This is a genomic window from Streptomyces sp. NPDC087844 (genome assembly GCF_044742785.1).
Lineage (GTDB): Bacteria > Actinomycetota > Actinomycetes > Streptomycetales > Streptomycetaceae > Streptomyces.
This window is the reverse complement of record NZ_JBIUVD010000011.1, coordinates 39,812-52,728: the sequence shown is the minus strand read 5'-3', so window position 1 is coordinate 52,728 and position 12,917 is coordinate 39,812. Positions and strand designations below refer to the sequence as shown.

Annotated in this window: 15 protein-coding genes; 7 read left to right on the top strand and 8 right to left on the bottom strand. The window is 71.4% G+C overall.

What is annotated here, in order from left to right; translation table 11 throughout:
* Nucleotide 1: 1 nt before the first annotated feature.
* From ACIOKD_RS22135 to ACIOKD_RS22125, 3 genes are read right to left on the bottom strand one after another with little or no spacing between them, the layout of a single operon-like run.
* Nucleotides 2-745, bottom strand: a complete 744-nt coding sequence (locus ACIOKD_RS22135; RefSeq protein WP_402086547.1) for a cupin domain-containing protein — start codon at nucleotides 743-745, stop codon at nucleotides 2-4.
* The gene (locus tag ACIOKD_RS22130) at nucleotides 739-1,719 is read right to left on the bottom strand and encodes a PmoA family protein (protein WP_402086545.1); all 981 of its coding nucleotides are present in this window, start codon (nucleotides 1,717-1,719) and stop codon (nucleotides 739-741) included. Before ACIOKD_RS22130 ends, ACIOKD_RS22135 begins: the two co-directional genes overlap by 7 nt.
* Complete coding sequence (locus ACIOKD_RS22125; RefSeq protein ID WP_402086542.1) at nucleotides 1,716-2,972, bottom strand: Gfo/Idh/MocA family protein; 1,257 nt, start codon at nucleotides 2,970-2,972, stop codon at nucleotides 1,716-1,718. Before ACIOKD_RS22125 ends, ACIOKD_RS22130 begins: the two co-directional genes overlap by 4 nt.
* Before the next feature lie 306 nt (nucleotides 2,973-3,278).
* Between ACIOKD_RS22125 and ACIOKD_RS22120 the strand changes: the two genes are divergently transcribed.
* Nucleotides 3,279-4,154 carry an undecaprenyl-diphosphate phosphatase gene (locus tag ACIOKD_RS22120; RefSeq protein WP_402086538.1) on the top strand — a complete coding sequence of 292 codons (876 nt, stop codon included), beginning with the start codon at nucleotides 3,279-3,281 and terminating at the stop codon, nucleotides 4,152-4,154.
* 275 nt (nucleotides 4,155-4,429) lie between these two features.
* On the opposite strand, the gene ACIOKD_RS22115 is transcribed toward ACIOKD_RS22120, so the two are convergent.
* Complete coding sequence (locus ACIOKD_RS22115) at nucleotides 4,430-4,990, bottom strand: carboxymuconolactone decarboxylase family protein (protein WP_402086535.1); 561 nt, start codon at nucleotides 4,988-4,990, stop codon at nucleotides 4,430-4,432.
* Between the two features lie 168 nt (nucleotides 4,991-5,158).
* Here ACIOKD_RS22115 and ACIOKD_RS22110 point away from each other — a divergent pair, with 168 nt between their 5' ends.
* Nucleotides 5,159-5,434, top strand: a complete 276-nt coding sequence (locus tag ACIOKD_RS22110) for a winged helix-turn-helix transcriptional regulator (protein WP_402087015.1) — start codon at nucleotides 5,159-5,161, stop codon at nucleotides 5,432-5,434.
* A 123-nt stretch (nucleotides 5,435-5,557) separates the two neighbouring features.
* A complete protein-coding gene (locus ACIOKD_RS22105; RefSeq protein WP_402086532.1) occupies nucleotides 5,558-5,737 on the top strand; it encodes a hypothetical protein in 180 nt (59 codons plus the stop codon).
* A 267-nt stretch (nucleotides 5,738-6,004) separates the two neighbouring features.
* Here the strand turns inward: ACIOKD_RS22105 and ACIOKD_RS22100 are convergent, their stop codons facing one another.
* Nucleotides 6,005-6,604, bottom strand: a complete 600-nt coding sequence (locus ACIOKD_RS22100; protein WP_402086530.1) for a hypothetical protein — start codon at nucleotides 6,602-6,604, stop codon at nucleotides 6,005-6,007.
* A 61-nt stretch (nucleotides 6,605-6,665) separates the two neighbouring features.
* On the opposite strand from ACIOKD_RS22100, the gene ACIOKD_RS22095 reads away from it, so the two are divergent.
* Together ACIOKD_RS22095 and lnt are read left to right on the top strand one after the other, a co-directional pair.
* Entirely contained in the window at nucleotides 6,666-7,151 is a 486-nt protein-coding gene (locus tag ACIOKD_RS22095) for a nuclear transport factor 2 family protein (RefSeq protein WP_402086527.1), read from the top strand.
* A 132-nt stretch (nucleotides 7,152-7,283) separates the two neighbouring features.
* The gene (lnt, locus tag ACIOKD_RS22090) at nucleotides 7,284-8,945 is read left to right on the top strand and encodes an apolipoprotein N-acyltransferase (protein ID WP_402086525.1); all 1,662 of its coding nucleotides are present in this window, start codon (nucleotides 7,284-7,286) and stop codon (nucleotides 8,943-8,945) included.
* On the opposite strand, the gene ACIOKD_RS22085 is transcribed toward lnt, so the two are convergent.
* Complete coding sequence (locus ACIOKD_RS22085) at nucleotides 8,860-9,774, bottom strand: Gfo/Idh/MocA family protein (protein ID WP_402087011.1); 915 nt, start codon at nucleotides 9,772-9,774, stop codon at nucleotides 8,860-8,862. The genes lnt and ACIOKD_RS22085 overlap by 86 nt on opposite strands.
* A 290-nt stretch (nucleotides 9,775-10,064) precedes the next feature.
* Between ACIOKD_RS22085 and ACIOKD_RS22080 the strand changes: the two genes are divergently transcribed.
* Nucleotides 10,065-10,577, top strand: a complete 513-nt coding sequence (locus ACIOKD_RS22080) for a DinB family protein (protein ID WP_402086522.1) — start codon at nucleotides 10,065-10,067, stop codon at nucleotides 10,575-10,577.
* A 101-nt stretch (nucleotides 10,578-10,678) separates the two neighbouring features.
* A complete protein-coding gene (locus ACIOKD_RS22075) occupies nucleotides 10,679-11,164 on the top strand; it encodes a hypothetical protein (RefSeq protein ID WP_402086520.1) in 486 nt (161 codons plus the stop codon).
* A gap of 91 nt (nucleotides 11,165-11,255) precedes the next feature.
* On the opposite strand, the gene ACIOKD_RS22070 is transcribed toward ACIOKD_RS22075, so the two are convergent.
* Both ACIOKD_RS22070 and ung read right to left on the bottom strand, forming a co-directional pair.
* On the bottom strand, nucleotides 11,256-11,852 hold the full coding sequence (locus ACIOKD_RS22070; RefSeq protein ID WP_402087009.1) for a hypothetical protein: 597 nt from the start codon (nucleotides 11,850-11,852) through the stop codon (nucleotides 11,256-11,258).
* Between the two features lie 279 nt (nucleotides 11,853-12,131).
* Nucleotides 12,132-12,815 carry a uracil-DNA glycosylase gene (gene ung / locus ACIOKD_RS22065; protein WP_402086518.1) on the bottom strand — a complete coding sequence of 228 codons (684 nt, stop codon included), beginning with the start codon at nucleotides 12,813-12,815 and terminating at the stop codon, nucleotides 12,132-12,134.
* Nucleotides 12,816-12,917: the final 102 nt, after the last annotated feature.

Here is a 12,917-nt window from a genome sequence, read left to right as displayed (position 1 = left end):
CCTAGACCCCCCGGTACACGTCCAGCCGCCCGCACATACCGAACTTCCCGTGCGCAGAAGGCTGTTCGGCCCGCACAGCCGCGTCCGCGAGGTGGGACAGGTCCCCCCGCCCCAGCCGTTCGAGCTGGTCGCCCGTCGCCGCTGCCGCCGCCTCGGCACCGCGCCGCCACCGTTCGCGCCACTCGGCGAGCCGGGGTCGTACGAGGGCCGCGGCGGCCCGGTGGAACGCGGCGAGGGGCTCGGGCCCGTCCGCCTCGCGCAGCGCACGGTAGCCCTCCAGGGCGAGGTCGCGCCGGGTCCGCGCCACCCGCTCCTTCTCCGCCTCGGACGCGTCCGCCGGGACGACGGTCGCGGCGGCGTAGGTCCGCGGGTCGGTCAGGTGCTCCGGCGGCAGCGTGAGCACCGCGTCGCCCGCCTCCGGGAGTCCGCTGTTCTGCATGAGGACGGTGATCCGCAGATCGTCCTCGTTGACGAGCCGGTGGATCGTGCCGGGCGTGAACCAGGCCACCGTGCCGGGCGCGAGCGGCGTGACCTCGTACCCGGAGGTCGTCAGGGTCTGCACCGCGCCCCGCCCGCCGGTGACGACGTACGCCTCCGAACACGTCAGATGCAGATGGGGCGTGCCGCCGCACACCCCGTCGTCGGCGGGCCAGTCGTAGACCGACAGATGCGACACGGCGACCCCGCCGGGCAGACCCGCGAAACCCTCCGACGGCTCCGCGGGGCCTTCCGCCCTCCTCACCACGGGTGCTCCGCCAGGTACTTGGCGATCTCCTCGCGCTCCCAGACACCGTCGGCGACGACGACGCGGTAGCGGCGGGTGAGCGTGTCGCCCGGCGCGAGTTCCAGCTCGTCGAAGAAGGCGAAGGAGGGCGCGACGGCCGCGAAGGGTTCGTTGCGGACGAACCAGTGGGCGGGGTGGGCGCCGCCTTCGCCCGCGTGGTCGTTCTCCGGGGCGTGCGCGAAGACGAGCGTGGCGTGCCCGTCGGCGACATCGTGCTCCGCCGAGTACGCGAGCCATGGCGCCTGTCGCCCCATCAGGCCAGGCCCCTCCCCCTCGGGGCCGATGATCCGCCCGTCCCGGAAGCCGCGGGGCCCGCGCCAGAACAAGCCGGTGTACCCGGCCATGTCGCGCCCGGCCGTCGTGGGACTGCCGAACCGCAGGGGCTCGTCCCGGCGGTTGGTGACGGAGGACGTCCAGGTCAGCGCCCACGAACCGGACGCCGGGTCCACGTCGTGCACCTCGACGCGGCGCTCCTCCTCCGCCCAGAGCGAGCCGTCGTACGGATGCCAGGTGAGCCGCTCGGCGATGACCGCGCCGCCCGCACCGGCACTGTCCGCCTCCACCTGGTCGAACGTGACGTGCGCCATCGACCCGACCCGCTCGGGGAGTTCGAGATACCCCTCCCCGTGCACGTATGTGTTGCCGCCCCACAGGTTGGCCCCCGACAGATGCGAGGCGGTCATCTGCAGGCCCTTGTGCCAGCGGTGGTCGTTGGGCCGGTAGTCCGTGACAACGTTGCCCGCGAGTGTCCTGAGCGGATGCAGATACGGCTTCGGGGCCTCCCAGGCCGCCTCCGGACCGTACACATAGCTGAACAACTCCACGCCGGAGGCGGGTTCGACGACCGTGATGCGGTCACCGTGGGTGTGGACGATGCGCAGACTGTCGGGCAGGTCGTCGCGCTTGCCGTCGCGCGGGCCGCCTTGTGCGGTCATGCCGATGCCTCCTCGGGCGTGGCGGGTGTCGCGGGTGCCCAGCCGGGAGCGCCCCCGTGCAGGGCCGTGTAGTAGGGGTCGCCGGGGCCGATCCCGCCGGCGCGGACGGTCGTGTCCGTGAACGCCGACTTGTAGAGGGCGGTGATCAGTTCGAGGCTGGTGCGCCCGTCGGCGCCGCTGCTGCGTGGCCGCTCCCCCGCGCGCATGCTCGCGACGAGCTCACGCAGCTGGGCCAGGTGTGAACTGGGCACGTCCGCGCCGAAGTCCTGCCACGCCGCCACGTCCTCGGGCCGCGCGTCAGGTGCCGGGGTGATCCGCCAGTTGTCGTTGCCGTGCCCGTAGAGATGGGTCAGCTCGACCGTCGCGCGCTCGCAGTCGATGCGTATACGGCTGACCTCGTCCGGGCTGAGGACGCTGTTCACCACGGTCGCGAGGGCGCCGCTCTCGAAGCGCACGAGGGCGGTGGAGACGTCCTCCGTCTGCACGTCGTGCACCAGGCGTCCGGCCATGGCCCGCACCTCGCTCCACGGTCCGAGCAGGTCGAGCAGGAGGTCCATCTGGTGGATGCCGTGGCCCATGGCGGGGCCGCCGCCCTCGGTCTCCCACTTTCCGCGCCAGGGCACGGCGTAGTAGGCGGCGTCGCGGTACCAGGTGGTCTGGCAGTGGGCCACGAGGGGACGCCCCATGGCCCGGTCGGCGATCAGGCGGCGTACGTGCCGCGCGCCGGAGCCGAAGCGGTGCTGGAAGACGATGGAGGCGTACGGGCCGCCGCCGGTGCCCTCCTGGGCCTCCACGGCGTCGAAGTCGGCGAGGCTCGGCACGGGCGGTTTCTCGCACCACACCCAGGCACCGGCGCGCAGCGCGGCGACGGTCTGCTCGCGGTGCAGGGTCGGCGGGGTGCAGATCGAGACGAGGTCCGGGCGCTGCTGCGCCAGCATCCGGTCGAGATCGGTGTAGCCGTTCGGGACACCACCGTCCGCGCAGAAGCGCTCGACCGCGTCGGCGTCGATGTCGACCGCGGCGACGATCTCCACCTCGCCCTCGGCGGCGAGGGCGGCGAGCGCGGGCAGATGGCTGCCGGAGGCGATGGCTCCGGTACCGATGACGGCGGCCTTGATGCGGCGGCCGTCGAGCGGGACCGCGGACCGCCTCTCGTTCGGGGCGGTCCGGTACTCCGTGCCCTCGTGTGCGGTGTCCTCGTGCTCGGTGTGCTCGGTCGTCTTGCTGGTGGGGGCGTCGCGGGCAGTACGCATGGACGGGATCAGCACTCCATCGGACGTGACAGCGGTTCTGGCGGACGCCTGCCCGTCACGGTGACCACTAGAGGGTCCCGCGACAGCAAGCGCTTTCACTTCTCGCGGAAACGTAAGCGGCGCATCGTCGCGGGTCAACACCCTCGCCACCTCGCACGACCTCCACTGGGGAGGCCCTGTCGTCGCGCTGTCACCCGGGGGCGCTACGCTGCCCCGGACGCGCCTGATCACCGCAGACCACAACAGGGCACGTCCGTCCGCCCATTCGCTGCGCTCCCGCCATCAGCACTTGGATCACGTAACTTCATGTCTTGGTTTGAATCCCTCATCCTCGGACTCGTCCAGGGGCTGACCGAGTTCCTGCCCGTCTCCTCCAGCGCGCACCTGCGGCTCACCGCGGCGTTCGCCGGCTGGGAGGACCCGGGAGCGGCCTTCACGGCGATCACGCAGATCGGCACGGAGATCGCGGTGCTGATCTACTTCCGCAAGGACATCGCCAGGATCATCTCGGCCTGGTCCCGCTCGCTCGTGAACAAGGCGATGCGAAGCGACCACGACGCCCAGATGGGCTGGCTCGTGATCGTCGGCTCGATCCCCATCGGCGTACTGGGCGTCACCCTCAAGGACCAGATCGAGGGGCCGTTCCGCGATCTGCGCATCACCGCGACCACGCTGATCGTGATGGGCATCATCCTGGGCGTGGCCGACCGGCTCGCGGCACGTGACGAGTCCGGCGGGAAGCACCGGGCCGCGGTCGAGCGCAAGACGCTCAAGGACCTGGGCGTGAAGGACGGCCTGATCTACGGCTTCTGCCAGGCCATGGCCCTCGTCCCCGGCGTGTCCCGCTCCGGCGCCACCATCAGCGGTGGCCTCCTCATGGGGTACACCCGCGAGGCCGCCGCCCGCTACTCGTTCCTGCTGGCCGTCCCGGCGGTGCTCGCCTCCGGCGCGTTCGAGCTGAAGGACGCCAGCGAGGGCGGCCATGTCTCGTGGGGCCCCACGATCTTCGCGACGGTCATCGCCTTCGTGGTCGGCTACGTGGTCATCGCGTGGTTCATGAAGTTCATCACGACCAAGAGCTTCATGCCGTTCGTCTACTACCGCATCCTGCTCGGCATCCTGATCATCGTGCTGGTCGCCACGGGTGCCCTGAGCCCGCACGCGGCGGAGTCGGCGGGCTGAGCCCCACCGCGTACAGAAGTACAGCGACACAGCGACACAGAGGCACAGAGGCACAGAGGCACAAAGGCACAAAGGTTTCGCACAGAACGAAGCCGCCCGCATGGTTCCCCCGTGGCGGGCGGCTTCGTGCTCGGTGTCCGGAGGTCCGACTCGGCGGCGGCGTTCTCTCTCGCGAGGAGAAGCAGCCGCTGCCTTCGTACCCGGACGTGCATGACGGTAGCGGGTACGGCTCCCAAGGGCATCCGAATAAATTCCGGACGGCCGGCACTGCCCGGTCACCCGGCGGGGAATGCCTCCGCCCAGGGTTCGCGTTCGATCTGCAGCCCGTTGAGCACGTACGCGATGGTTCGGTACCAGCCCGCCAGGACCAGGAACTCCAGGGCCTCCTGTTCGCCGAGGTGGTCGCGGAGCGCGGCCCAGGCCTCGTCGCCGAGGCGGGCCGTGTCGTGGAGCTGGTCGACGGCTTCCAGGAGCGCGCTCTGACGGGGCGTCCAGACCGCGTCGCCCGGGGTGCCGGTCACCGTCAGGGGAACCTGCTCCGGACTCAGGTCCGCGGCCTCGGCGTACGCCACCACGTGGGCGCCCCACTCGTAGGCGCAGTCGCAGCGGGCCGCCACCCGGAAGATCACCAGTTCGCGGTCCGCGTCGGGGAGCAGGCCGTGCACGAGCAGGCTCGCGCCGAGTTCCCGCATGCGGGAGGCGAGGTCGGGGTGGCGTTGCAGAACCTTGAAGAGCATCAGGGGTTCCTGGGTGACACCGGGTGGCATCCAGCGGCGTAAGGCGCGCTCGGACTCGGGATCGTAGGGCGGCGTGATGCCGTCGATGCGTTGCTTCATGCCTCCCGACTCTTGCGCTTCTGAATTAGAAGCGCAAGAGTCGGAACGCAAAGGACCGCCTGGCGAGTTGTCGGTTCGGTGAGTCAACCGGCCCGGGGAGGAGAGGGTTTGAGCACGACACCCCGTCCCGGGCGGCCGGTGCGCGGTTCGGACACCGGGCGCCCCGTGATGGCCGCGCTGGACCTCCTCGGCCGCCGCTGGACACTCCGGGTGATCTGGGAACTCCACCTGGGCGGCGCGCCGGTCGGTTTCCGCGATCTCCAGCGGCGCTGTGACGCCATGTCCTCCAGCGTGCTTTCCGCCCGGCTCACCGAACTCCGCGAGGCGGGGATCGCCGCCCCCACGGACGCGTCGACCTGGCACCTCACCCCGCTGGGCGACGACCTCGTGACGGCGATGGGCCCTCTGCTCGACTGGTCGCACACGTGGGCGGAGCGGCAGTGAGGCGCGCTCGCCGCCCCTTTTCCCAACTCGGTGGCCCTTAAACGTTTTGGCGTGACCAACCACATACGACATGGGTAGTCATCTGGTAGCGCACCGTCAGTCCTTGGCCTTACGCTGATGCGCATGTCCACCAATTCTCCGACCACTGGTTCCGTGCGGTCAGCGGCCGTACTGAATGAGCAGATCCGAGCGTTATGGATACGCTCGGGCGGTTACCTCTCGCCCCAGGAGCGCGTCGAGTACGAGCTGCTGGTCGTGCAGTGGGCCGCGGCGGTGCGCGAAGAGATCGTCGAGGCGGCGTGAACTCCAAGGCTCGCGGCCCCCGTTGAGCCGCCTTCGCCCCCACCCGGCGGGTGCTGCGGCCGGACTCCTTCCCCGTTGCCCGCGCAGTTCCCCGCGCTCCTGAAGGGCGAGCCCCTGTCGGGGCAGAAGCCGGGGCGCAGCCCCGCTTCTGAGGGGCGCGGGGAACTGCGCGACCGGCCCCCACCGGCCCGCACCCGAAATCGCGCCCCCCGGTGGAACGTCACGCTCCCCCGAGCACCCCGGCCGCCCGAGCATGACGGGCCACCGTCACGACACTCGCGCCGGCGGCACCCTCCCCGTACCGCCGGTCGCGGCGAGCACGTGATCGCGGAAGGTGCGTGGCCCGCGGTCGGTGAGCCGACGGACCGTGTCGGTGGTGCGGTCCTCGGCACCCCCCGCGTTCGAGCGGTCCATACCGGCCGGCATCGCGGCGTACTCCAGCGGCATCGAAGCCGCCAGATGATCCCTCATCTCCTCGTAGGCCGGCGACAGGTGAGCGACCGTACGCCCGGTCACCTCGGTGAGAACGGCCGCGACCTCGGCGTGGCTCAGCGCCTCCGGGCCGGTGATGACCAGGTCGGTGCCGGGGGCCTCTCCCTCGTCCTGGAGGAGGCGGGCAGCGGCAGCCCCTACGGCGCCGGGCACTACGACTGGTGGCACGACGTCCTCCGAGGTGTCCTGGAGGACCTTCCCGGGTTCGGCGACAGTGGCTTCGCCGCCCACGCACTGCTCGCGGCGGTCCGCGCCGACCTCGTCGATCATCTGGTCGACCGCCATGACGCCCTCCGTGAACAGCTCCGCGCCTAGCTGGCCGCCTTCACCGCGAAGCTCCTGAACGGCCCGTACCAGGACGTCCGTACAGCGCACGCCGGGTGAATATCACTGCACGCCCCTTGGCGCGCTCCTCCCCGTGGCCAACACTGAGCCGATGACGCAGCGCGTGGAACTGGCGACGGTGATGGACCGGCTCGCGGTCGACGAGGTGGTCACCGAGTACGCGGTGGCGGTCGACGACGGGGACTGGAAGGCGTACCGGCGGCTGTTCACGCCGGACGGACGGGCGGACTACCGTTCCGCCGGCGGTGTCGAGGGGGACGCCGGGGAGATCGCCGCATGGCTCTCGCGGACCATGGAACTGTTCCCCATGCGGCAGCATCTGATCGTCAACCGGCGGGTGCGCTTCGGCCTGCTGGAGCAGGACAGCGGTGACACCGCCCGGGTTCAGGCCGACTACGTCAACCCGATGCGCTTCGCGGGACAGGACGGCGGATCCACCGAGCCCGACTTCCTGTGCGGTGGCCGGTACGACTTCGGGCTGCTGCGGACGGCCGACGGCTGGCGGCTGTGTGAGGTTCTCGTGCACGAGAAGTGGCGTCGGGCCCCGCAGCGCCGCCAGGAGCCGGCCGCTCCTTGATTCCGGACGGCCGTCCGGGCATGGCCGGTATGTTGATCGTTTCGGTGCCCGCACACTGGACACACTGCAGTCACTGAACCAGTGACTCACTGAGTCACGCACCGTACGTCGAGGGGCCGCGGGAGGCGCTGGATGGACCTGTCCGCCACGGACTGGCACCGAGGTCTCGGCTCGCGCATCGGCTCGCGTCCGGGCTCGCGCCTCGGCTCTCCGTGGTGGCGCGGTGCGACGGCCGTGCTCGCCGGTGCGCTGCCGATGCTGAGCTTCCCCGCGCCGTCCCTGTGGTGGTTCGCGTACGTGGCGCTGGTGCCGTGGATCCTGCTGGTGCGCTCGGCTCCGACAGGGCGGCGCGCGGCGTACGACGGCTGGCTCGGCGGGCTGGGCTTCATGCTGGCCGTCCACCACTGGCTGCTGCCGAGCCTGCATGTCTTCACCCTCGTGATAGCGGCCCTGCTGGGGGCGCTGTGGGCCCCGTGGGGCTGGCTGGTGCACCGCTTCCTGGCCGGTACGCCCTCGCCCGGCCGCGTGCCGGCCGCGCTGTTCGTGCTGCCCTCCGGCTGGCTGATGGTCGAACTCGTACGCTCCTGGGAGGGGTTGGGCGGTCCCTGGGGGCTGCTCGGGTCGAGCCAGTGGGAGGTGGCCCCCGCGCTGCGGCTCGCCTCGGTCGGCGGGGTGTGGCTGCTGAGCTTCCTGCTCGTCGCCGTGAACGTGGCGGTCGCCGTCCTCGTCGCCGTGCGCTCCTCCCGTGTCCCGGCGGTCGCCGGGCTCGTCGCGACGGCCGCGGCCACCTCGGCGGTCTGGGTCTGGTCGCCCCGGCCGGAGGAGGACGGCGAGCGGGCCCGGATCGCCGTCGTGCAACCCGGCGTGATCGACGGCGCGAGCGCCCCCGAGAAGCGATTCGCGCGCGAGGAGGCGCTCACCCGGAAGCTGGCCGGGCAGGGCGTCGACCTGGTCGTGTGGGGCGAGAGCAGTGTCGGTTTCGACCTCGCCGACCGTCCCGACCTCGCGAACCGGCTCGCCGCGCTCTCCCGCGAGGTCGACGCCGACGTCATGGTCAACGTCGACGCGCACCGCTCGGACCGGCCGGGCATCTACAAGAGTTCCGTGCTCGTGGGTCCGCAGGGCCCGACCGGTGACCGCTACGACAAGATGCGGCTGGTGCCCTTCGGCGAGTACGTCCCGGCGCGCTCGCTCCTCGGCTGGGCCACTTCCGTGGGCAAGGCGGCGGGCGAGGACCGTATGCGCGGCACCGAGCAGGTCGTGATGAGCGTCGGCGACGGACTGAAGGTGGGTCCGATGGTCTGCTTCGAGTCGGCGTTCCCCGACATCAGCCGGCATCTCGCGCGCGATGGCGCCGACGTGCTGCTCGCACAGTCGTCGACCTCGTCGTTCCAGAGCAGCTGGGCCCCCGAGCAGCACGCCTCGCTCGCGGCGCTGCGGGCCGCCGAGACGGGCCGGCCGATGGTCCACGCGACGCTCACCGGCGTCTCGGCGGTCCACGGCCCGGGCGGCGAGCGCGTCGGTTCCTGGCTCGGCACCGACGCGAGTGGATCCGCCGTGTACGACGTACCGTTGGCGCACGGCGTCACCCCGTACGCGCGTTTCGGCGAGTGGCCGGTGTATCTGGCCCTGCTGGTACTGGCCGCGCTGGGCACCACCGAGGGCGTACGGGCGCTGCGGGTCAGGCGGTTCGAGCAGTTCAGGCGGTTCAGGCGCCTTGGGGCGAGTACTCCGTCACCGCACGCACCACACGCTCGCACAGTTCGTGAGTCTCCAGAGCGTCCCGGGCGCTGAGCACCTTGCCCGCGCGCACGGCGTCGAGGAAGGCGAGTACGGCCTGCTCGATGCCGCGCTGGCGGGCCACCGGCACCCAGTCGCCGCGCCGCCGGACCGTCGGCTGCCCCTTGTGGTCGACGATCTCGGAGAGGTTGACCACCTGACGCTTGGTGTCCTGCCCGGACACCTCCAGGATTTCCTCGGCGGAACCGCTCAGCCGGTTCATCACGCCGAGTGCCGTGAACCCGTCCCCGGCCAGCTGGAGTACGACGTGGTGCAGCAGCCCGTCCTCGACGCGGGCCCGCACGGTGACGTCGTCGACCGGTCCCGGCACCAGGAACCGCAGGGTGTCCACGACGTGGATGAAGTCGTCGAGGATCATCGTGCGGGGCTTTTCCGGCAGGCCGACGCGGTTCTTCTGCATGAGGATCAGCTCGCGGGGGTGCTCGACGCACTGCGCGTACGCGGGTGCGTGACGCCGATTGAAACCGACGGCCAGGCTGGTGTTCCGCTCCTCCGCGAGCCGTACCAGCCGCTCGGAGTCGGCGAGTTCGTACGCGATCGGCTTGTCGACGTACGTGGGGACGCCCGCTTCGAGCAACCGGTTCACGATCTCGGGGTGAGCGTGCGTGGGCGCGTGCACGAACGCCGCGTCGAGGCCCTGCGCGAGCAGTTCGGCGAGGTCCGTGTGCCGCCGCCCGGCCGGCACGTGCAGGCTGTCGGCGACCCTGGTGAGGGTCGCGGGCGTCCGCGTGTGCAGATGCAGTTCGAGTCCGGGGCGGGTGGCGAGCACCGGCAGATACGCTTTCAGCGCGATGTCGCCGAGTCCGATGCAGCCGACCTTCACAAGGATCTCCTCCGGGAAAACACGGGTCCGGGGCACGCTCACGCCCACGTCGTCGGAAGCATACGGCGACGGCGGCGGCCCCATGGTCAGGACGTTTGCACGAGGGGCAGCCCGGCGAGCATCACGGCGTACAGCGGGGAGTCCGGGGAGGGCCGGCGCTCCCCGACCCGTCGGCGACTCCGGTCCCCGTACAGGGCCTGTGCGCGCGGGTGCGGCCCCGTTGCGACGGGGCGGGGCGTGGGCGCGATAACGGGTGGGCCGCGGCATCGGTCTTCCGCGATGATGCGGTCATGACGATCGAACGCAGGGAACCCGCAACGGACGCCGACGAGCGAGCCATGCTGGAGGGCTGGCTGGACTACCACCGGCAGACCCTCGCCCTCAAGTGCGAGGGCCTGGACGACTCCCAGCTCAGGACGGCCGCGGTACCGCCCTCCGAGCTGTCCCTTCTCGGTCTCGTCCGGCACATGGCGGACGTGGAGCGCAACTGGTTCCGCAAGGTCCTCGTGGACGACGACCCCGGGCCCCTCTACTACAGCGACGAGGACCCGGACGGCGAGTTCCACCTCACCGAGGCGGACACCTGGAAGGAGGCGTACGCCACCTGGCAGGGCGAGATCGCGGTCGCCCGCCGCAACGCGGCGCGTCTCGGCCTGGACGACCTTGCCGAGGGCCGGAGCAGGTTCACCGACAAGCCCTTCAACCTGCGGTGGATCTACACCCACATGATCGAGGAGTACGCGCGCCACAACGGCCACGCCGACCTGATCCGCGAGCGCGTCGACGGAGCGACCGGCGACTGAGGAGCGACCGCGGCGGCATCGACCGCCGAGCCTTCACCCATGCGGGGCACGCTCCGCTTTTCGGCTCCCCACATCACGGCGGACCCAGCAGAGTTGCGCGAGTGCATCGAACCGCGACCACCGCAACGCTCCTGGTCACCATGGCCGTCTCGGCGGTCTCAGCCGTCTCGGGCTGTGTGACCGTCCAGCGAACGCCTACGCCCGCCCCGCCGTCCGCCCCACCCCCGGTGTCGGAGCCGCGCCCGGACGGCAGGGCCGAACAACGGGTCGTACAGGCCCCGGCCCGCGAGGCCCTGGAGCTCATCGGCCCGTCCCGACGCCCTTCGGCACCCGCGTCCACACCGGCCCGTACGCCCCCTGCGGGTCCCGCGGGCCCCGCCGCCGCCCCGGCGGACCGCCCTCGACACGCTCCCGCCGAACCACCCCGGCGCCCGGAGCCCCGGCGCCCCGAACACCGAGCCGTGCCGCGACCGCACACGTCCGTGCCCTCGACGGGCATGGACGTGTGCGCCCTGGGCCGGACGTACGGCGGCTGGCGGGCGGACAGCCCTCAGGCGGCCATCTGCCAGGACATGTACGGCCGTTGACGTCTCCGGAGGTGTCTGCGGGTGGCTGCGGGTGGCTGGAGGTCTCTGCAGGTCTCTGCAGGTCTCTGCAGGTCTCTGGATGTGTCGTGTCCTAGAGCTCTCGGCGCGGCGGCCCCAGAGTCTCGCCTCCCGAGCCTCCCGGGCCTCCCAGTCCTCCCGACCCTCTCCCCTGCCCCGGCCACCTCGGCGTGGGTTCGGGTGTGCCGTCCGGGCCCTCCCGGTCCAGCCTCGACTCCAGGCGGCCGATGCCGGCCCGGATCCCGTCTCCGTAGGCGTCGTCGCCGAGGACGCCCACGCCGGCCCGCGCCGCCCCCAGGTGGCCCCGGGCGGCCTCGGAGCGGCCGAGCTTCACATAGTCCGCGGCGAGGTTCAGATGCAGCGACGGGTAGAACGCCCGTACCGCGAGGGACCGGTGGTGCTCCGCGACCCGGTCGTCCGTGAGCTCGTCCGCCGCAGACAAGGCCCGTAGGTCCCAGGCGAGTTCGTCCGAGGGGTCGTCCTGCGTGTCGGCCATGTAGTGCGCGAGTGTGCAGCGGTGGAGCGCGTCGCCCTCCTCGCCGATCTCCGCCCACAACTCCAGGAAGCGGCTTTGGGCCTCCTCACGGTCGCCGCCGTGGAGAAGCATGATGACCTGCCCGATCCTGGTCATCATCGCGTCCGCCGCCGCCTGCTCGTGCTGCTCCGCCACCGCGTCGCCCTCCACCCGCTCGTCCGCCGGCAGGCGCGCCCGCACCTGCCGTTGCCACCTCTCCCCCGACGCTAACGGCAGGCGCTGACAATCGAGCTGAGGCGGCCCCGTACGCCGCTGGGCCAGCCCGGTGACGGGCGGACGGACCGGGCGGGACCGGATCGGACCGGTCCGGGCTTGACCGCGCCGGGCCGCGCCGGCGCGACTCGGCCCAACCCGACCCAAGCAGGACTGCCCTGCCCTGCCCTGCCCTGTCCCGTCCCGTCCCGTCCCGTCCCGTCAGCCGAGGTTCGGGATCCGCCAGTCGATCGGCTCGTGGCCCTGCTTGGCGACCGCCTCGTCGATCTGGGTGAAGGGGCGCGAGCCGAAGAACTTCTTCGCCGACAGCGGCGAGGGATGCGCGCCCTTGACGACGATGTGCCGCTCCTCGTCGATCAGCGGGAGCTTCTTCTGCGCGTAGTTGCCCCACAGGACGAACACCGCCGGGTCGGGACGGTCAGCCACGGCCCGGATCACCGCGTCCGTGAACTTCTCCCAGCCCTTGCCCTTGTGCGAGTTGGCCTCTCCGGAGCGGACCGTCAGCACCGCGTTGAGCAGCAGGACGCCCTGCTCGGCCCACGGCATCAGATAGCCGTTGTCCGGCACCGGGTGGCCGAGCTCCTCCTTCATCTCCTTGTAGATGTTGCGCAAGGAGGGCGGTGTCCTCACACCGGGCCGGACCGAGAAGCACAGGCCGTGGCCCTGGCCCTCGCCGTGGTACGGGTCCTGTCCGAGGACGAGCACCTTCACACGGTCGTAAGGAGTCGCGTCGAGTGCGGCGAAGACCTCGTCGCGCGGCGGGTGGACGGGGCCCTTCTCGCGCTCCTCCTCGACGAACTCGGTGAGCTCCTTGAAGTAGGGCTTCTGCAGCTCTTCGCCCAGGACGCCGCGCCAGGACTCGGGCAGCATGGCGGTGTCGGTCACGTGAACTTCCTTACGGGTGCGGTTGTTTCCGGTCCTCAGAACCTACCGCCGCCCACTGACAATCGGCCGGGCTCGCGGCCGACTCCGCCGCCACCCACCGGC